The sequence below is a fragment of the Microbacterium sp. LMI13-1-1.1 genome (assembly GCF_040815625.1).
Classification (GTDB): domain Bacteria; phylum Actinomycetota; class Actinomycetes; order Actinomycetales; family Microbacteriaceae; genus Microbacterium; species Microbacterium forte.
Genome location: NZ_JBFPNL010000005.1, coordinates 754,593 through 773,214, shown reverse-complemented (window position 1 = coordinate 773,214; position 18,622 = coordinate 754,593). Strand labels below are relative to the sequence as shown.

Sequence of the window (18,622 nt, the reverse complement as noted above, 5' to 3'; positions counted from 1 at the left end):
TCGGATGCCGCAATCGGGCCGATCCGGACATGCGCGAGACGCGGTCAGTGGGTGTAATCGGGAGCGGCGGGGAGCCCGAAGAACTCCTCCAGCGTGTGATATCCGCCCTGATGGTAGGCGGCCGCGAGCTCGCGTCCGAGGTAGCGCAGATGCCACGGCTCCGGCTTGTACCCGGTGATCCCCGAACCGATCTGCTCGTATCGGACGATGAAGCCGTATTCCCAGGCGTTCGCCGCGATCCACTCGCCCTGCACGGTCGCCCCGAACGACTCGATGGCTCCGCACGACGAGTCGCAGGCCACGAGATCGAGTGCGAGCCCGGTCTGATGCTCGCTGTGCCCGGCACGCGCCGACGAGGCATCCGCCCCGGCCTGGCCACTGTTGCGCACATGCGATGCGTGGGTCGCGACCTGCAGGTCGTATGACCGGTAGCCGTTGTTCGCGCCGATGCGGCCCGCTCCCTCGGCGGCGGCGGCATCGGCCATCTCTCCGACTGCCGCGGCGACGTCTGTGCGGGCCTGCCCCGAGCGAGTCGTCATCTGCAGCGGAAGGTCGGCGAGGGACGAAGGCGCGAAAGAGAGCGGAGCGAGGGGACGCGCCTTGTTCACGACCACCCAGACATGAGCGGGGTCGTCGAGCGCGATGCAGGGCGCGTTGCCCGCGACGACGGCGGCCCGGAAGCTCTCGCCGCCGCCAAAGCCGGCGATGATCGCCGAATCGTCGGCGACCGCTATCGCCTCGAGCACACTCGGCTCCGAACACGGATCGGCCGCGGTGGTCGCACCGACCTCGACCGCCGGCACGTCCTGCACCACCAGCGGCTCCGGCATCGCCATCTCCGCGGGCGCGGATGCGGAGATGGGCGCGCCCGCGATCGACAGCAGGACGCCGATCGCCGTCACCGCAAGACCGATGGGCAAGGCGGGTCCGCGGATCGGAGAGCGCTGTGCCGCATGCTGAGGCTGCGGCGGGAAGAACATGCTTCCATTGTCCCTTAAGTCCGATCGAACAGAATTCCCACCCCGGGTTGACGTTCCCTCGTAAGTATGTTCGAATTATCGGCATGCGGTGGCAAGGGCAGAAACTCGGCGACGTCGATGACGCCGCCCTGCCCGGCCTCGAGGCCCGCACAGGGGTGCTCCGCACGGTGACCACTCCCGACTTCGCGGGCATGACGTTCCATGAGGTGCTGTCGAAGTCCGCGCTCAACCATGTTCCCGGCGCATCGCGCATGCCGTTCGCCTGGACCATCAACCCGTATCGCGGATGCAGTCACGCGTGTGTCTACTGCTTCGCTCGGGGCACCCACGAATACCTCGATCTCGATGGCGGCTCGGACTTCGACTCTCAGATCGTCGTGAAGGTGAACGTCGTCGAAGTGCTGGAGAGAGAGCTGCGCAAAGGCAGCTGGGAGCACGAGACCGTCGCTCTGGGGACGAACACCGACCCGTATCAGCGCGCCGAGGGCCGGTACAAGCTGATGCCGGGGATCATCGACGCCCTCGCCGCGTCGGGCACCCCGATGTCGATACTCACCAAGGGAACGCTGATCCGGCGAGACATCCCATTGCTGGTGAAGGCGGCCCAGCGGGTGCCCGTCGACATCCAGATGTCGATCGCGATGTACGACGACGAGCTGCAGAAGGCGATCGAACCGGGCACCCCGACGACGCAGGCTCGGCTCGACACGGTGCGAGCGCTCCGGGATGCGGGCTTCAGGGTGACCGTGTTCCTGATGCCGATCATGCCCCACATGACGGACTCCGTCGAGGCGATCGACACAGCGCTGCGACGCATCAAGGAGGCGGGAGCGAATCGCGTCATCTACGGCGCTCTCCACCTGCGCGCCGGCGTGAAGCCCTGGTTCATGCAGTGGCTCGGCGAGTTCCGTCCCGACCTGGTCTCGTCGTACCGGGGACTGTATCCGGGCGTCTCGGCCGAGGCACCCAAGGGCTATCGCCAATGGCTCGCCAAGCGGGCGCGGCCGCTCATCAGGCTGCACGGCCTCGACGGCCAGCACGAAGACGACTACCCGGTGCGCGGCATCCGGGGGTCCGCGCCGCACGGGCGCCCGGCGCCGACGTTCACCCCGTCGCCTGCCCCTGCGCAGCCGATGCTGTTCTGAGGGAACAGGACGCGTCGGCGGCCAGCGCCCCGGGCGCGTAGGCTCGGACGTTATGGCTATCGGCTCCACCATGCACACGTTCGAAGTCCAACTGGCCGACATGGATCGCGGTGTGTACGACGACTTCTCACTGCGTGCGGCACGGCATCCGTCGGAGACCGATGCATACATGCTCACCCGCGTGCTCGCGTACGGACTCGAGTTCGCAGAAGGCATCGCATTCGGCGGCGGGATCTCGCAGACCGACGAGCCGGCCGTCCTCGTCCGCGACCTCACCGGCCAGATCACGGCCTGGATCGAGATCGGAGCGCCCGATGCCGAGCGCCTGCACTACGGCAGCCGACTGGCAGAGCGCACTGTCGTCTACACGCATCGCGATCCCGCGAAGGTCATGGCCCCCTGGGCAGACAAGCGCATCCACCGCTCAGAGGACATCCGGGTCTTCAGCTTCGATGCGGGGTTCATCGACTCCGCCGCACCGCTCATCGAGCGCCGCAACACCATGACGCTCACCGTCACCGAGCAGGTGCTCTACCTCGACCTCAACGGCACGACGTTGACGACAGCGATCCACGAGCACCAGCTCGGCTGAGCGTCGGGAGGAGGGCTGCGCTTCGGGAGGAGGACTGCGCCTCGGGAGGAGGACTGCGCTTCGGGCGGAGGACTGCGCTTCCGGAGGACGACTGCGCTTCGGGAGGACGACTGCGCTTCGGGAGGAGGATTCCGCTTCGGGAGGAGGACTGCGCCTCGGGCGGAGGACTGCGCTTCGGGCGGAGGATTCCGACCGATGAGTCCTCCCGAAGCGCAGATCTCCTCCCGGAGACGTCGCCCCCACGCGCCGAAGCAGATCACACGCGCCGAAGGAGACCACCCCTTCCGAAGCAGATCACCCGCGCCGAGGAGGGTGACCCCCTACGCACCGTGCCGCCGATGCGGCGACGCACACAGCCCCGGCGAACCGGACGAACATGACGAAGGCCCCGCCCCCGCGGATGCGGGGACAGGGCCTTCGTCGCGGCGGATCAGGCCGTGAGGTCTGACGCGGTCGGCATGCGACCGGCGATCTCCTCGATCAGGTCGTCGTTCAGACGAGCGTTCTCGAACGGAGCGTCGATCTCGGCGCGCTGCAGCAGCTCGGTCATGCGACGCTGACGCTGACGCGTGATCAGCGTGACGACGCGGCCCGAGCGACCGGCGCGACCGGTGCGGCCCGAGCGGTGCAGGTACGTCTTGTACTCGTCGGGTGCGTCGGCCTGAACGACCAGATCGATGTCGTCGACGTGGATGCCGCGGGCGGCGACGTCGGTGGCGACGAGCACGTTCACGCGGCCCGACGTCAGACGCTCGAGGTTGCGCGTGCGCTTGGCCTGGTTGAGGTCACCGTGCAGCGAGACCGCGGGGATGCCGGCGTCGTCGAACTGCTCGGCGAGCATGTCGGCATACGCACGGGTGCGGGCGAAGACGAGGGTCTTGCCCGCGCGGTCGACCAGCGACGTGAGGATGTCGGCCTTGTCGCGGTGCTCGATGACGAGCACGCGGTGCTCGATGGTGCTCGATTCCTGATCTTCACCTGCGACCTCGTAGACGGCCGGGTCGACGAGGAACTCGTCGACGAGGGCCGCGACCTCACGGTCGAGCGTGGCCGAGAAGAGGAGCTTCTGGCTGCCGTCGGCCGTGTGACGCAGGATGCGCTGCACGGGCTCGACGAATCCGAGCTCGCACATGTGGTCGGCCTCGTCGAGAACGGCGATCCGGCAGTCCGAGAGGTCGAGCTTGCCCTGGTTGATCAGGTCCTCGATGCGACCGGGTGTGCCGATGACGATGTCGACGCCCTTCTTCAGCGCGCCCACCTGGCGGCCCTGGGGCACACCACCGTAGATCTGCGTGGTGAACAGGCCGACGCTGCGGGCGATCGGCTGGATCGTGCCGTCGATCTGCAGCGCGAGCTCGCGCGTCGGGGCGAGGATGATCGCGCGGGGCTTGCGGCCGAATTCGCGGCGCTTGCCCGCCTGCGACTGCAGCACACGCTCGACGAGCGGAGCACCGAACGCGATGGTCTTTCCCGAGCCGGTGCGACCGCGGGCGAGGACATCGCGACCCTTGAGCACTGCCGGGATGCTGGCAGCCTGGATCGGGAACGGCGTCGCCGCGCCCATGCCGGCGAGGGTCTCGACGATGTTGGATCCGAGACCGAGGTCGCCGAAGGTCACACCGTCGACCTCGACGGCCGCCACGGACTTCGCCTCGAGGCGCTCGTGCACGACGTCGTCGGTCGGCTCGAACTTCTTGGCGGGGGCCGCACTCGATGTGGCGTTCCAGTCGTTGCGGCTGGGGCGCTCGTTGCGCGACGGCCGTCCGCGGGTGTCCGACGTCAGCGGGCGGGGACGATCGGTGCGGTACGCGCCACCGGTCGAGGGACGCGAACGCTCGTCGCGGCCACCCTCGATCGAACGCTGAGTGCGGTCACGGTCGAAGGCACGACGCGCACGGTCGGCGTCGTAGGAGCGCTCAGAACGCTCGGCACCGCCACGGTCATCACGACGCGGGCCCGCGCCACGGTCGTCGCGACGAGGACGGTCGTCACGGTCGAAGCGGGGACGCTCGGATGCTGCGCGGTCGAAGCGCGGACGCTCGGACGCGCCGCGGTCGTCGCGCTGCGGGCGGTCGTCGCGGTTGAAGCGCTGGCCACCGCGGTCGTCGCGGAAGCCACCGGAACGCTGGTCACGGCGGTCGTCACGACCCGGACGTCCGCCGTCGCGGTGATCGCCATCGCGGAAGCCCTGGCGCTGCGTGCCGGCACCGCGGTCGTCACGGCGCGGACGCTCGTCGCGCTGGCCGCCGCGCTCATCGCGGTACGTGCCGGGACCGGTCGGACGCTGTCCGCCGCGGTCATCGCGGCGCGGACGGTCGAAGCCCGCGGAGGAGCGGTCGTTGTAGCGCGGACGGTCGTCACGGCTGTGCGGTGCCTCACGGCGACCCGACTCGGCACGGTTGCGGATGCCGCGCGACTCGTCGCGACCCGCACGCTCCTGCGACGACCAGCGCTGCTTGGGTGCGGCGCCCTCTTCGGCCGGGCGGTAGCCGCGGTGGCCGACGCTGCGGCTGCCGGGACGACGGTCGTATCCGGCCGCGGGAGTGCGCCGCTCACCGGCATCCGCACGTCCACCGCGTGCATCACGCGAATCGCGGGTGTCGCGCGCGCCGTCACGGCCACCGTTGTGGCGGTCGTGGAACGACGTCTTGTTCGCGCCGTAACGCGGCTCGAAGTTGGCGGAGGGGCGTCCGCCGCGGGGCTTCTTGTTCTTGGGCATGAGGGTGTCCTTCTGAGTTCTCGCCACGAGAACGGCGCCGCGCACACGCGCGGTACCCTGCGCGCGGTGGGATGCGACCACGCGGGGTTTCCGGACTGTCAGCGGCCGGGGCCATTCATGTGATGGTTGATTAGCGTCGAGCGACGCTCACCATCGGCCCCTGGACTCACACTTCTTACACAAAAACGTCCGCGCACTGCGCGGGTGTCCGAAGCCGACGCATCAAGTGTAGCGGTCGCACCTGAAAGACTCCCCTGCCCCATGGCGGAGGCGGGTCGCCATACGATTGCGGAGTGAACTCCGCATCCCCCACCGGCACACAGGTGCACCTCCAGCTCGGCGACGTCAGCGCTCAGATCGCGCAGGTCGGCGCCTCGCTCCGCTCCCTCCGCATCGGCGCTGTCGACCTGATCGCTCCGTATCCGCTCGACTCGCCCACACCCTCCTGCTCCGGCGTGGTGCTCGCGCCCTGGCCGAACCGGGTCAGGGACGGACTCTGGAACGACGAGGGCACCGAGCGGCAGCTGGCGATCACCGAGCCGAAGTTCGGCAACGCGAGTCACGGTCTGCTGCGTTTCGCGGCCTACGACATCGCGGATTCCGCGTCGGCGACGACGCTGAGCGCGACGATCTTCCCGCAGACGGGCTACCCGTATCTGATCGAGACGAGTGTCACCTACGTGCTGCGCGCCGACGGGATCGACGTGACGCACGCGCTGACCAACCGCTCTGCCACCGAAGCACCGGTCGCGCTCGGCACGCACCCGTTCCTCACGATCGGCGACGTGGATCCCCATGACCTCGTGCTGCGGGTTCCGGCGCAGACTGCCATCGACACCGACGAGCGCATGCTGCCCGTGGGCACGTGCCCGGCCGAGGGGGCGCTTCGCGACGGCGTGCGCCTCGGCGACATCACTCTCGACACCGGGTTCACCGACCTCTCGCGCGACGCCGACGGACTCGTTCGGCACTCACTCACCGCGCCCGACGGGCGTCGACTCACCCTCTGGCAGGGTGCGGGATTCGACGTCGTGCAGGTCTACACGACCGACAAGTATCCGGGGCAATCCCTCGCCGTCGCGATCGAGCCCATGACCGCGCCGGCCGATGCACTGAACAGCGGAGTCGGCCTGCGCCGCCTGAATCCCGGTGAGACCTGGACCCTCGAATGGGGCATCACGCTCGACTGAGCTCGCCTGACCTCGAGCGCCCCGGTTCACAACTCAGCAAGAAACGCGCCGATGCCCGCCCGGAAACGCTTCCGGGCGGGCATCGAGCTCAGTCGTGCTGAATCATGGACGGCGGATGCGGCTACTCGCCGCGCTCGCGAAGCTCGCGCCGCGTCAGCTGGTTCGCGTGCGGCCACTCCGAGGCCGGAGCGGCACCTCCGCTGGAGGCGCCCGCGAGCGCCAGGCCATCGGCTGGCACGGGCCCGTCCGACGGCTCGGCATCCTTCGTCGGCGCAGACCCGTCGTCACCCGAACCCGCCTTGCGGGCCCGGCGTCGCTCTTTCGCACCCTCGACGAGGTTGTAGAGCGTCGGCAGCACGATCAGCGTGAGCACGGTCGACGAGAGGAGTCCGCCGATCACCACGATCGCGAGCGGCTGCGAGATGAAGCCGCCATGACCCGTGATGCCGAGCGCCATCGGTGTCAGCGCGAGGATCGTCGCGAGCGCTGTCATGAGAATGGGTCGCAGACGCTTCTCGCCACCGGCCTTCACGGCGTCGATGGTCGACAGCCCCTTCTCCCGGTACTGGTTCACGAGGTCGATGAGCACGATCGCGTTCGTCACGACGATGCCGATGAGCATCAGCACACCGATCAGCGACGCGACGCCGAGCGGCACGCCCGTCACGATCTGCAGCAGGATGGCGCCCGTCGCCGCGAACGGCACCGACACGAGCAGCAGCAGCGGCTGCCGCAGCGACTTGAAGGTCGCGACCATGACAACGTAGACGATCAGGATCGCGGCGAGCATCGCGAGTCCGAGCTGCGAGAACGAGTCGGCCTGCTGCGAGGCGACGCCACCGACCTCGGCCGATGCGCCGTCAGGCAGGTCGACCGCAGCGAGCGCCTCGGTGACCGACTGGGTCGCCACGGCGAGGTTGTCGGATGCCGGGGGCACCGTGATCGTGGCGGTGCGGCGTCCCTGCTCGGTGGTGATCGAGGTCGGGCCGTTGCGCTCCTCGACGGTGGCGATGTCCTGCAGCTGCACCACACCGGTCGCGCTCGGGACGGCCAGCTCGCGCAGGGCCTGCGCGGTGGTCGGCGGCTCGGACGCCGCGAGGTAGACCGTCAGCGCGGTGTCGTCGATCTCGACGGTTCCGACCTGCTCCGGGCGCATCGTGTTCGAGACGATCGATCCGACGGCCACTTCGGACAGTCCGCGCTGCGCCGCGGCGTCGCGGTCGACGACCACGGCGAGGTAGGGCAGCGCTGCGGCGAGGTTGTCGGTGACCTGTCCGATGCCGTCTCGACCGTCGAGCTCGTCGATGACGGCGGTCGTCGCGGTCTGCAGGTCTTCGGAGTCGGATGCCGAGACCGTGATCTCGATGTCGCTCGAGCCGAGTCCGGCAGACGCGGCGACCGACACCTCTCCGACGTCGGTGAGTCCCTCGATGGCATCCTGCACATCGGCGCGGAGCTTCTCCTGGTCGGCATCCGCGTCGGTGAGCACCGAGTAGGTCACGCCGGCTCCGCCGGAGAACGCGTCGCGCAGAGCGGATCCGCTCGAGCCGATCGAGGCCTGCACGTGCGTGATGCCGTCGATGTCGAGCAGCGCGTCCTCGACGGCGATCGCCGCCTCCGACTTGGTCTCGAGGCTCGCGGTCGGACCGAGGTCCTGCGTGACGGTCATGGTGTTCTGGCCCGAGTCGCTGAGGAAGTTGATCTTCATCAGCGGTGCGGCGGCGAGCGTCGCGCCGAGTACGACGACCGCGAGGATCACGGTCAGCCCGGAGTGCTTCAGCGTCCACCCGAGGATCGGGCGGTATGCCTTCTGGAGCCGCGTCGGCGGCGCGTCGGGGTCTTCCGGGTCGATCTGCACGCCGTTCTCGTCGAGCAGCGGCTTGCCCGGGCGGAGGAACCAGTAGGCGAGCACCGGCACGATGGTCAGCGACACCAACAGCGAGGCGACCATCGCGATCGACACCGTCATGGCGAACGGCCGGAACAGCTCGCCGACCATGTCGCCGACGAACACGATCGGCAGGAACACGGCGACCGTGGTGATGGTCGACGAGGTGACGGCCATCGCCACCTCGCGCACGGCCAGCCGGATCGCGTCTCCCTTGTCGGCGTCGCCGACGTAGTGCCTCTTGATGTTCTCGATCACGACGATCGAGTCGTCGACCACGCGGCCGATCGCGATCGTGAGCGCGCCGAGGGTGAGGATGTTCAGCGAGTACCCGAACGCCTGCAGGCCGATGAAGGTGATCAGCACGCTGGTCGGGATCGAGATCGCCGTGACCAGCGTCGAGCGGATCGACATCAGGAACACGAGGATGACGATCACGGCGAAGACGAGTCCGAGCAGGCCCTCTGTGGCGAGGGTCTCGATGGACTGCTGGATGAAGGGCGCCTGGTCGAAGATGATCGTGAACTTCGCGTCGGGGAACGCCTCTTCGAGCGTGTCGAGCGCGGCGATGACCCCCTGCGACACCTCGACGGTGTTCGCCGCCGGCAGCTTGGTGATCGAGATCGACAGGGCGTCCTTGCCGTCGACGCGCGAGATCGACGAGACGGGGTCGGTCTCCTGCACGACGGTGGCGACATCGCCGATCGTCTCGCTCGTGCCGACGAGCGGCAGCGCCGCCAGCTCATCGACAGACGTGATCTTCGCACCGGTCTGCACGGTGAGCGTCTGACCGTTCTCGGTGATGTCGCCGCCGGGGAACAGCGTGCCGTTCTGCTGCAGCGCCGTGGTGATGGCCTGCGTGCTCTGACCGAGCGCCGCGAGCTTCGCGACGTCGGGCGTGATCGTGATGCGCTGGCCGACGCCGCCGATGATCTCCGCGGCGTTGACGCCGTCGACGTCCTCGAGCTCGGGGATCGCGACGTTCTGCAGCTCCGCCTGCGCGTTCTCGGCATCCTCGAAGCCGGTCACGGCGACCTGGATCACCGGGAAGTCGTCGATCGACACGGTCAGCACCTGCGGGCTCACGTCTTCGGGAAGCTGACCCGAGATGCGGTTGATCGCCTGCTGGATCTTCTGCTCCGCCGTCGCGAGGTTCGTTCCGTAGGCGAACGTCGCCTGCACGATCGAGGCGTTCGTCGTGCTGGTGGCGGTGGTGCCTTCAAGGCCCGGAACACCCTGGATCGCCGACTCGATGGGCGTCGAGACGTCGTTCTCGACGACCTCGGGCGAGGCGCCGGGGTAGGTCGTCATGACCATCAGGTTGGGCAGCTCGAGCGACGGGATGAGCTCCTGCTTGAGGTTCGTCAGAGCGAGCCCGCCGAACACGGCGGCGACGATCGTGATCAACGCGATCAGTGCGCGGTTCTTGAGACTCAGGACGGCGAGGTTCGACAAGGCGGGTTCTCTCTCTGCTGATCAGGCGGATGCTGCGGCGGTGGATGCTGAAGTGGACGCCTGAGGAGTGAGGATCCCGGCGAGGGCGTCGCGGATGAGCTCTTCGTCGAGCGGCTCGTCGTGGATCTGAGAGTGCCAGAGTACGCCGTCGATGAAGACGGCTGCGGCCCTGGCCCTGTCCACTCCGTGAACGGGGGCGATGAAGCCGACGATCTCGTCGGACCAGAGCCGGGCGAACTGTCGGACGCGCGGGTCGTGCACGGCGGCGGTGACGACGGCACGGTCGGCCTGCACTGCACGCGCGTCATCGAGTCCTCGGCGCACCAGGCGGGCGATCCCCTCGGGCGTCACTCCCTCGATGATCACGGCTTGCCGGGTCGCGTCGATGCGCGCCTCGATCTCGACGGCCAACGCCCCGATCGCCGCCTCGCGCAGGTCGTCGAGGGTGGCGAAGTACTGGGTCGTCGAGCCGAGTGGAACCCCGGCGCGCGCGGCGACCTTGCGGTGGGTGAGAGCGTCGACGCCGATCTCGACGATCAGCTCGGCGGCCGCGGTGACGATCTCGCGACGGCGCGCTTCAGGGTCGCGGCGGCGGCGCGTGCCATCGCTCATTCCGGACCCCCAGCGATCACCCCTGTACGGGCGTACATGTACTTTTGTACATTCTGCATTCCGAACCTGAGGGTTCGCTCGGGGCGCCGCTGGTGCGACAGCTGCCGCTCGCGCCCCCTACTCGACCTGGCCGCGCTCGAAGTAGGCGACGAGGTCTTCGTCCAGCTGAGGGACCGTGATCGCCGAGCCGTCGCCGCGCAGCGACTCGGTGGCGAGGATTCCGGCCGCCACCGCTTCGCGCGCCGCCACCGGCGAGGTCTCGGTGGCTCCTCCGTCGCGCACGAAGCGCAGGAACTCGGCGACGAGCAGCGCGTCCGCCCCGTCGTGCCCTGCACCCTCCGACTCGGGGACGAGGAACGTCTCGTCGGCGTCGGCCGCACCGCGGTGACGGCGGTTCCACAACCTGACCTCGCTGCCGGCGGTGTCGCCGACGTTCTCGATGCGCCCCTCGGTGCCGATCACCGTGTAGTTGCGCCAGTAGTCGGGCGTGAAGTGGCACTGCTGGTACGAGGCGAGGATGCCACCGGACAGCCGCATGTTGACCATCGAGATGTCCTCGACGTCGATCACCGGGTTGAGCCCGGTGAGCGACGTGGGCGGCCAGTTGTCGACGCTGAACCAGTCGGGCATGCGCTCGCCCGTGCGATCCCGCCGGTCGGTGATGTCGCCGTAGACGCTGAGCTCGCCCATCGCGGCGACCTGCTCGGTGTAGGCACCCGCGAGCCAGTGGATGATGTCGATGTCGTGCGCCCCCTTCTGCAGAAGAAGACCTGTGGTCCGGCGGCGGTCGGCGTGCCAGTCCTTGAAGTAGTAGTCGCCTCCGTGCCCGACGAAGTGGCGCACCCACACGGCCTTGACGTCACCGATCCGGCCGTCCTGGATGAGTCCGCGCATCAGCGTGATCACCGGCATGTGCCGCATGTTGTGGCCGATGTAGAGGCGGCTGCCCGTGCGGCGGGCGGTCTCGAGCATCGCGTCGGCGTCGGCGAGGTCGATCGCGAGCGGCTTCTCGCAGAACACCGCGACGCCCGCCTCGAGGGCCCGGATGCTGAGCGCCGCATGCGTGTCATCCGGCGTCAGCACCATCACGGCGTCGACACCCGAGGCGAGCAGCTCGTCGAGCGAGTCGGTGATGAGAGCATCCGGAAGGAGGCGTCGAGCGTCGTCGCGGGCGCGCTCCGACGGGTCGCAGACCGCGGTGATGCGCGACCCCTGGCCGGGACGGTGCACCTCCTCGCGCAGTGTGGCGCGCGCGCCGAAGCCGATGATTCCGATGGTGAGATCCACGGTGGTCCTTCTGGGAGTAGAGATGTGCGCGCAGACGGCGGCGTCAGCGCGAGTGAGAGGAGGGGGCGTCGAGGTCGGTCGACGCCCCGGGGAACAGCGACCAGGCGAACTCGTGCAGCTGCCCGGGAGAATCGTCTGCGGCGAGCGCGCGGTCGATGATGATGCGCGCCTGCCTGTCGTAGAAGTCGGTCGGGCCGACCGTGGTCAGCGTGGGGGCGACGAGCTGAGCGTCAGGGGTGTTGCCGACACCGATCACGACGACGTCGTGCGGCACGCGGAGCCCGAGCATGTGCGCCGCGTTGATCGCCGCGATGGCCGCGAAGTCGGTGGTCGCGTAGATCGCAGAAGGCCGGTCGTCCTTCGACAGCAGCTGCACGGCCGCCGCGAACGCGCTGGCCTGCCCCTCGGTGTATGTGACGGTCCAGTCCGGATCGACCTCGAGACCGGCACCGGCCATCTTCTCGAGGTACGGCGTGTATCTGGTGACCTGCGTCGGCGCGAGGCGCACTGCGCCCTCGGCGGCGAGACACCCGATCGCCGTGTGCCGCTCGAGCAGGTGCTCCATCGCGAGCTCGCACCCCGGGATCGCATCCGACCGCACGACGTCGAAGCCCGCGGGTTCGAGGTGCTCCGAGAACACGACGAGCCGCTGCCCGCGCTGCACGAGGTCGGCGAGCTTGCGCTCGGCATCCTCGTCGATCCCGACGCCGTCGAGATAGGCGACGTCGCTCTCTACCCTGTCCAGGGCCGCATGCCAGTCGCCGTCGGCGAGGATGAGCGTCGTGAGACCGTGCCTGTTCGCCTCGGCGTTCACGGCGTCGGCCACCGCGAGCGACCACGGGTCGCTCAGCATGTGCAGCGAGAGCTGCACCATGCCGCTGCGCCCGGTGCGGATCGTCCGCGCGGCGATGTTCGGTCGGTAGTTGAGCTCGTCGGCCGCAGCGAGCACCCTGGCCGCGGTGGCCTCGGCGACGCCCGCCCCCGATGCCGCGCCCGAGCGCCCCGAGAACACGTACGACACCGTGGCCGTCGAGACGCCTGCGCGCTCTGCGACCATCTTCAGGGTCGGCCGCCGTGCGGTCGCCGACTGCTGCCTGCGCTCTGCCATGGGTCAGCCCTTCGATCCGCTGAAGGCGATGCCCTGGATGAACTGCCGCTGCAGGATCATGAAAGTGACCAGCATCGGCAGGGTCGCGAGCAGCGCTCCTGCCATCAGCACCGGGTAGTCGGTGCCGTGGATGCCGACGAGCTGCGAGAGCCCGACCGACAGCGGCATCTTGGCGGGGTCGGTCGTCACGATCAACGGCCAGAGCAGATCGTTCCAGGACCACAGCACAGTGAACACCACGAGAGCGATGATGCCAGGCTTCGCGAGCGGAACCATGATCCGCCAGAAGGTCTGCCACGGATTCGCTCCGTCGATGCGGGCCGCCTCCTCGAGTTCCGCGGGCATCGACATGAAGAACTGGCGCATCAGGAACGTGCCGAATGCACTGAAGATGCCGGGCACGATCAGCGCCTGCAGAGTGTTCAGCCACCCGAGCGCCTGGATGATCTCGTACTGCGGCAGCAGGTACAGCTGCGAGGGGACCATCAGCACCGACAGGAAGACCACGAACAGGGCGTTGCGGCCGGGGAAAGGGATGCGGGCGAAGGCATAGCCGGCCATCGTGCACAGCACGACCTGCCCGACCGTGCGCCCCACAGTGAGCAGCACCGAGTTGGCGAACATCTGCGCGAAGGGCATCGACTCGAAGACCTCGCCGAAGTTCGTGAACACCCACTCGCGCGGCAGCAGGCTCGGCGGCACCTGCACCGAGTCGGACAGCGTCTTGAACGAGGTCAGCAGCTGCCAGATGAACGGGAAGACCATGAGGATCGCGCCGACGAGGAGCACGACGTGGACGATCCAGAGCCCCCTGTTGCGTGGCTTTCCGGGACGGGCGGCCGAGCGACCGGTCGGAGCGCCGACGATGGCACGCGTGTCGAGCGAGACGTCACTCATAGTGCACCCACTTCTTCTGCAGACGGAACTGCACGACCGTGAGCACGAGGATGATCACGAGCAGCAGGAAGGCGATGGCGGCGGCGTACCCCCGGTCGTTGTCGAGGAACCCCGCTTCGTAGAACAGGTAGACGACCGTGCGGGTGTTGGGCATCGCCGGGTTGCTGCGGCCGAGCATCATGTAGATGAGGTCGAACACCTGCAGCGCGCCGATCACGCTGATGACACTGACGAAGAAGATCGACGGCGACAGCAGCGGGATGGTGATGGAGAAGAACTTGCGCACCGGACCCGCACCGTCGAGGTCGGCCGCCTCCATGATCGTGTCGGGAATGCCCTGGAGGCCGGCGAGGAAGATGACGATGTTGGTGCCGAGACCCGCCCAGATGCCGACGACCGCGATGGCGACGAGGGCGGTGTTCGGGTCGGTGAGCCAGCTGCGGCCCTCGATGCCGACCGAGCCGAGGGCTGCGTTGAGCACGCCGTAGTCGCCGTTGTAGATCATGCGCCACACCAGCGCGATCGCGGCGGGCATCGTCACGACCGGGATGAAGTAGAGCGTGCGGTAGGCGCTGCGCCCCTTGAGCCCCGCGGTGTTCAGCAGCGCGGCGATGCCCACGGCGAGCGGGATGCCGATGAGGGCGATGACCGTGTAGAGCGCGGTGTTGCGCAGGGCGCCGATCAGCTCGGGGTCTTGGAACAGGCGGGCGTAGTTCTCCATCCCCACCCATTCGGAGCCGCCGAAGGGGCCGGACTTCGTGAAGGAGATGATGAGCGTGCGCACCGTCGGCCACAGGTAGAAGACGGCGATGCCGAGTGCGGTCGGCCCGAGGAAGACGAGAGCCCACCACGGGGAGGCACCGGGATTGCGTCGCCGGCGGCGGATGCCGGGGCTCGAGGCCTCCGGCATCCGCTCTGCCTGGGCGCGCGCGGGTGACGCGACGACGGTCATGTCCGGTTACTCCTGCTCGGCGTCCAGCGCGGTCTGCATCTGCTCGGCCAGGTCCTTCAGGCCCTCCGCGGGGGCGACGGCGCCCGACCACACCTGCGAGAGCACCTCGCTCTCGATGCTGGTCCACGCGGACGTGTTCTTCGAGACCGGGTACGGCACGGCGGTGTCGAGGGCGTCGATGTAGACCTGCAGGTCGTACTGCGGCAGTGCGTCGACCCACCCCTGCTGGGTGCCATTGAACGCGGGGATCACCGTGCCGGTCTCCGCCTGGATCTCGGCGGCCTCCTCGCCGCTGGCGAAGGCCGCGAACGCCTTGGCCTCTGCGACGTGCGGGCTCTTGGCGTTGGCGACGTTGCCCACGCCGTGGATCACGCTCTGGTTGCCGTCGGGGCCCTCGGGCAGCGGCGCCACGTCGACCTTGTCGGCGATGTCGGCGTTGTCTCCGTAGGCGATGGCGGCCCACGAACCGTTCTGGAACATGGCGACCTTGCCCGAGAGGAAGAAGTCCTCGGGGTTGGTGTCGGTCATCTGCTGCGCTGTCGGCGAGGAACCGGCCTCGATGAGGTCGGTCCACAGCTCGATGCCGGCGAGCGCCTCGGGCGAGCCGTAGCCGCTCTCGGTTCCGTCTGCCGAGATGACCTCGCCACCTGCCTGGGCGATCGAGTTGTAGAAGTTCTCCTGCCCGTACTGGCTGGCTGCGACACCGAACTGCCCCGTGGCAGGGTCGGTCAGCGCGGCGGCCGCCGCGGTGAAGTCATCCCAGGTCCAGCCTGCGCTCGGGTACTCGACGCCGGCCGCGTCGAAGAGCTCCTTGTTGTACCAGAGGGCGACGGTGTCGAAGTCCTTGGGAGCGCCGTAGAGCTTTCCGTCGAAGGTGTAGAGGTCGATGAGCCCCTGCGGGTAGTCGGCGGCATCCACCCCCGCATCGTCCAGCGGCGCGAGCTGGCCGTTCGCGGCGTAGAGCTGGAAGTTCGGGCCGTTCATCCAGAACACGTCGGCCGCGGATCCGCCGGTCGCCGCGGTCTGGAGCTTGGTGAAGTACTCCTTGTACGGCGTCACCTGGATGTCGATCGTGACGTTCGGGTTCTCCTTCTCGAACGCCGCGGCGATGTCCTCCATGGCGGGCTTCTGGTTCTCGTCCCAGATGGCGTAGCTGAGGGTGACATCGCCGCCGGACGAGCTCTCGCCCCCGGCCGACGACGAGCAGGCGCTGAGCGCGAGGACGGCTGCCGCAGAGGCGGCGAGGGCGCCGAGGGCGCGGGGGGAAGTGCGGGGCATCGGTGTCTCCTTCGACGGGTGCAGGGGATCGTCGCTGCATCGGATTCTCGTGTTAAACGATTAGCAGTTAAACGATTAGCAAGGAGACTAGCCCGGTGCGGACGATCGGGTCAAGCATGAATCTCTCTGCGAGGCGGGCAGACCCGCGTCGTCGTCAGAGCATCGAGCCGAGCGCGATCCCCAGCCCTGCCGCGAGCAGACCGAGCAGCAGCATCCCCCCGGCATTGAACGCGGATGCCGTTCGCTCGCCGTCGCGCCACAGCGCGACCGTGTCGAGCATCGCCGTGCTGAACGTGGTGTATCCCCCGAGCAGACCGGCTCCGAGGAGGAAGGCGCCGTCAGGAAGCGCCGCGGTGATGACGCCCAATGCGAAAGACCCGCTGAGGTTCACGAGGAGTATCCCCCACGGGAAGCGCCGACCCGCGACCCTCGCGACACCGAGGTCGACGAGATGGCGCAGCGCTGCTCCCACGCCTCCGGCGAGTGCGGCTCCGACGAACAGCAGCGGGCTCATGCGGCTGCTGCTCCGTCGAGGCGGGCGGACGGACGAGGTCGGCCGAGACGCAGCCCCGCCGCGGCCGCGGCAAGGCCGAGAACGAGACTGGCCGCGGCGTAGACGAAGGCGAGCAGCGGAGCATCCGCCCAGAGTTCCACCGCACCGGTCATGAACGCGCTGTAGGTCGTGAAGCCGCCGAGCACACCGGTGCCGAGGAACACCCGCAGGCCCGTGGTCTGCGGCAGCCGAGCGGCGAGGATGCCGATCAGCAGCGCCCCGAGCACGTTGACGGTGAGGGTGGCGACCGGGAAGCCTCCGGCATCCGGAATCCAGAGCGCGACCCCGAGCCGCGCCGCCGTGCCGATGCTGCCTCCCACGAAGACCAGGAGGAGGCTGCGGAGAGTCACGCGACAACTCTAGCCGCGCCGTTGCAACGCATCCGCTGATTGTCAACCCGGTGTGGTTGCGCGGCGTCGGGGCGAAGACTGACGCCATGAAGCCACTGTGGAAGCTCGACCGGACCCCGCCCATCGGCACACCGTTCGATCCCGGCGCACGGCACGACGTGATCATCGTCGGTGCGGGCCTCACCGGCCTCACCACCGCAGTCATGCTCACGCGCGCGGGGCTCGACGTGGCGGTGATCGAGGCGGGGGAGGTCGCCGAGCTGGCGACCGGTGGCAACACCGGCAAGCTCACCCTGCTGCAGGGCAAGCGGCTCGCCGAGATCCGCAGGCACCACTCCGCTTCCCTCGTGCAGGCGTACGTCGAAGGCAACCGCGAGGGCATGGACTGGCTGGTCGGCTTCGCCGACCACGCAGGCGTCTCGTACGAGCGGCGAGCCGACCACTCCTACGCGCAGGATCCGAACGGCGTCGACTCGGTGCGCGCGGTGCACGAGGCGGCGCGCGAAGCGGGCCTCGCGACCAGGATGCTCACTCGGGAGGAGCTCTCGGAGGCGGCATTCCCCGTCGTCAGCGCCGTCGCGCTCGACGACCAGGTGACCATCGACCCTGCGCTCGTGACGCAGGCGCTCGCCGAGGAACTGCTCGCGACCGGCGGCACGTTGCACACGGGAACCCGGGTCACCGCCACCCACGTCCTTCCCGAGCCGCGCGTCGAGACCCCGGTCGGGCCCATGTTCGCGGAGCACATCGTGATCGCGACGGGCTATCCGATCCTCGACCGCGGGCTGTACTTCGCGAAGATGCGCGCCTTCCGGTCCTACTGCGTCTCGTTCCGCGTCGCAGGCGACGTGCCGGAGTCGACCTTCATCTCGCTCGACTCCCCCAGCCGGTCGATCCGTCCGGTCTCGCCCGCCGACGGCCCCGGCGGCACGGCGCAGCTCATCGTCGGCGGCAACGGGCATCCGGTCGGGCGCTCCGACAGCGAGGCCGCCGCGGTCGACGATCTGATCGACTGGACGAAGCAGTACTTCCCGGATGCCGAGGAGACACACCGCTGGTCGGCGCAGGACTACGAGTCGCACAACCAGATCCCGTTCGTGGGCGCGATGCCGCGAGGATTCGGCAGCATCCGCTTCGCGACCGGCTACGCCAAATGGGGGCTGTCGAACGCGCCGGCCGCTGCTCTGCGTCTGACCGCAGAGATCCTCGGCGCCCACTGGCACGATCGCCCGTCGTGGATGGTCAAGCTCGGCACGAGGCTGACGGTGCCGGCCGATCTCGCCCGAGGAGCCGCAGAAGGAGCGAAGGTCGCGGCCGCCGCGACGAGCGGATGGGTCGAGGCCGAGCGCAACCCCGTTCCGGTTCCGAAGCCGGCGGAGGGCGAGGGTGTGGTCGCCAACCGCAGCGGACGCCCGGTCGGAATCTCGACGGTCGACGGAGTCACCCGCGCGGTCTCGGCCGTCTGCCCGCACCTCGGCGGAGTGCTCGACTGGAACGATGCCGAGTGCACCTGGGACTGCCCGCTGCACGCCTCTCGGTTCGCTGCCGACGGCACCCGGATCGAGGGCCCGGCGGTCGAGGACCTGAAGGTGCTGCCCCGCAAGAGCGGGGGCTGA

The 18,622-nt window shown here is 68.8% G+C and carries 15 protein-coding genes; 4 read left to right on the top strand and 11 right to left on the bottom strand.

Annotated features, from left to right (window positions below; all coding sequences use genetic code 11):
- Nucleotides 1-44: 44 nt before the first annotated feature.
- Complete coding sequence (locus MRBLMI13_RS10660; protein ID WP_367822394.1) at nt 45-980, bottom strand: M15 family metallopeptidase; 936 nt, start codon at nt 978-980, stop codon at nt 45-47.
- 83 nt (nt 981-1,063) lie between these two features.
- Here MRBLMI13_RS10660 and MRBLMI13_RS10655 point away from each other — a divergent pair, with 83 nt between their 5' ends.
- Together MRBLMI13_RS10655 and MRBLMI13_RS10650 are read left to right on the top strand one after the other, a co-directional pair.
- Nucleotides 1,064-2,125, top strand: coding sequence for an Rv2578c family radical SAM protein (locus tag MRBLMI13_RS10655; RefSeq protein WP_367822392.1), 1,062 nt, complete (start codon nt 1,064-1,066; stop codon nt 2,123-2,125).
- Between the two features lie 52 nt (nt 2,126-2,177).
- The gene (locus tag MRBLMI13_RS10650) at nt 2,178-2,717 is read left to right on the top strand and encodes a YaeQ family protein (RefSeq protein ID WP_042537956.1); all 540 of its coding nucleotides are present in this window, start codon (nt 2,178-2,180) and stop codon (nt 2,715-2,717) included.
- Between the two features lie 430 nt (nt 2,718-3,147).
- Here MRBLMI13_RS10650 and MRBLMI13_RS10645 read toward each other — a convergent pair whose 3' ends face one another.
- A complete protein-coding gene (locus tag MRBLMI13_RS10645) occupies nt 3,148-5,436 on the bottom strand; it encodes a DEAD/DEAH box helicase (RefSeq protein WP_367822390.1) in 2,289 nt (762 codons plus the stop codon).
- Nucleotides 5,437-5,729: 293 nt separating this feature from the next.
- Between MRBLMI13_RS10645 and MRBLMI13_RS10640 the strand changes: the two genes are divergently transcribed.
- Nucleotides 5,730-6,626, top strand: a complete 897-nt coding sequence (locus MRBLMI13_RS10640; protein ID WP_367822388.1) for an aldose 1-epimerase family protein — start codon at nt 5,730-5,732, stop codon at nt 6,624-6,626.
- A gap of 121 nt (nt 6,627-6,747) precedes the next feature.
- Here MRBLMI13_RS10640 and MRBLMI13_RS10635 read toward each other — a convergent pair whose 3' ends face one another.
- From MRBLMI13_RS10635 to MRBLMI13_RS10595, 9 genes are all read right to left on the bottom strand, one after another.
- The gene (locus MRBLMI13_RS10635; RefSeq protein WP_367822386.1) at nt 6,748-9,969 is read right to left on the bottom strand and encodes an efflux RND transporter permease subunit; all 3,222 of its coding nucleotides are present in this window, start codon (nt 9,967-9,969) and stop codon (nt 6,748-6,750) included.
- Between the two features lie 21 nt (nt 9,970-9,990).
- Nucleotides 9,991-10,581, bottom strand: coding sequence for a TetR/AcrR family transcriptional regulator (locus MRBLMI13_RS10630; protein ID WP_042537962.1), 591 nt, complete (start codon nt 10,579-10,581; stop codon nt 9,991-9,993).
- A 117-nt stretch (nt 10,582-10,698) separates the two neighbouring features.
- Nucleotides 10,699-11,868: a Gfo/Idh/MocA family protein gene (locus tag MRBLMI13_RS10625; RefSeq protein WP_309693506.1), complete on the bottom strand. Its 1,170-nt coding sequence runs from the start codon at nt 11,866-11,868 to the stop codon at nt 10,699-10,701.
- 43 nt (nt 11,869-11,911) lie between these two features.
- Entirely contained in the window at nt 11,912-12,976 is a 1,065-nt protein-coding gene (locus tag MRBLMI13_RS10620; RefSeq protein WP_367822383.1) for a LacI family DNA-binding transcriptional regulator, read from the bottom strand.
- 3 nt (nt 12,977-12,979) lie between these two features.
- Complete coding sequence (locus MRBLMI13_RS10615; protein ID WP_197065957.1) at nt 12,980-13,873, bottom strand: carbohydrate ABC transporter permease; 894 nt, start codon at nt 13,871-13,873, stop codon at nt 12,980-12,982.
- Complete coding sequence (locus MRBLMI13_RS10610; RefSeq protein ID WP_079112160.1) at nt 13,866-14,825, bottom strand: carbohydrate ABC transporter permease; 960 nt, start codon at nt 14,823-14,825, stop codon at nt 13,866-13,868. Before MRBLMI13_RS10610 ends, MRBLMI13_RS10615 begins: the two co-directional genes overlap by 8 nt.
- 6 nt (nt 14,826-14,831) lie before the next feature.
- Nucleotides 14,832-16,103 (bottom strand): ABC transporter substrate-binding protein, encoded by a 1,272-nt coding sequence (locus MRBLMI13_RS10605; RefSeq protein ID WP_367822380.1) that lies wholly within the window; start codon nt 16,101-16,103, stop codon nt 14,832-14,834.
- Nucleotides 16,104-16,257: 154 nt separating this feature from the next.
- Complete coding sequence (locus MRBLMI13_RS10600; RefSeq protein ID WP_367822378.1) at nt 16,258-16,617, bottom strand: fluoride efflux transporter FluC; 360 nt, start codon at nt 16,615-16,617, stop codon at nt 16,258-16,260.
- Nucleotides 16,614-17,006 carry a fluoride efflux transporter FluC gene (locus MRBLMI13_RS10595; protein WP_367822377.1) on the bottom strand — a complete coding sequence of 131 codons (393 nt, stop codon included), beginning with the start codon at nt 17,004-17,006 and terminating at the stop codon, nt 16,614-16,616. The genes MRBLMI13_RS10600 and MRBLMI13_RS10595 overlap by 4 nt, the downstream gene beginning before the upstream one ends.
- A gap of 86 nt (nt 17,007-17,092) precedes the next feature.
- Here MRBLMI13_RS10595 and MRBLMI13_RS10590 point away from each other — a divergent pair, with 86 nt between their 5' ends.
- Nucleotides 17,093-18,622 (top strand): FAD-dependent oxidoreductase, encoded by a 1,530-nt coding sequence (locus MRBLMI13_RS10590; protein WP_367822375.1) that lies wholly within the window; start codon nt 17,093-17,095, stop codon nt 18,620-18,622.

Coding starts and splice junctions, on each gene's coding strand:
- MRBLMI13_RS10630 (WP_042537962.1), bottom strand. CDS start 10,581: ATGAGCGATGGCACGCGCCGCCGCCGCGACCCTGAAGCGCGCCGTCGC.
- MRBLMI13_RS10610 (WP_079112160.1), bottom strand. CDS start 14,825: ATGACCGTCGTCGCGTCACCCGCGCGCGCCCAGGCAGAGCGGATGCCG.
- MRBLMI13_RS10605 (WP_367822380.1), bottom strand. CDS start 16,103: ATGCCCCGCACTTCCCCCCGCGCCCTCGGCGCCCTCGCCGCCTCTGCG.
- MRBLMI13_RS10600 (WP_367822378.1), bottom strand. CDS start 16,617: ATGAGCCCGCTGCTGTTCGTCGGAGCCGCACTCGCCGGAGGCGTGGGA.
- MRBLMI13_RS10655 (WP_367822392.1), top strand. CDS start 1,064: ATGCGGTGGCAAGGGCAGAAACTCGGCGACGTCGATGACGCCGCCCTG.
- MRBLMI13_RS10660 (WP_367822394.1), bottom strand. CDS start 980: ATGTTCTTCCCGCCGCAGCCTCAGCATGCGGCACAGCGCTCTCCGATC.
- MRBLMI13_RS10645 (WP_367822390.1), bottom strand. CDS start 5,436: ATGCCCAAGAACAAGAAGCCCCGCGGCGGACGCCCCTCCGCCAACTTC.
- MRBLMI13_RS10620 (WP_367822383.1), bottom strand. CDS start 12,976: ATGGCAGAGCGCAGGCAGCAGTCGGCGACCGCACGGCGGCCGACCCTG.
- MRBLMI13_RS10650 (WP_042537956.1), top strand. CDS start 2,178: ATGGCTATCGGCTCCACCATGCACACGTTCGAAGTCCAACTGGCCGAC.
- MRBLMI13_RS10615 (WP_197065957.1), bottom strand. CDS start 13,873: ATGAGTGACGTCTCGCTCGACACGCGTGCCATCGTCGGCGCTCCGACC.
- MRBLMI13_RS10590 (WP_367822375.1), top strand. CDS start 17,093: ATGAAGCCACTGTGGAAGCTCGACCGGACCCCGCCCATCGGCACACCG.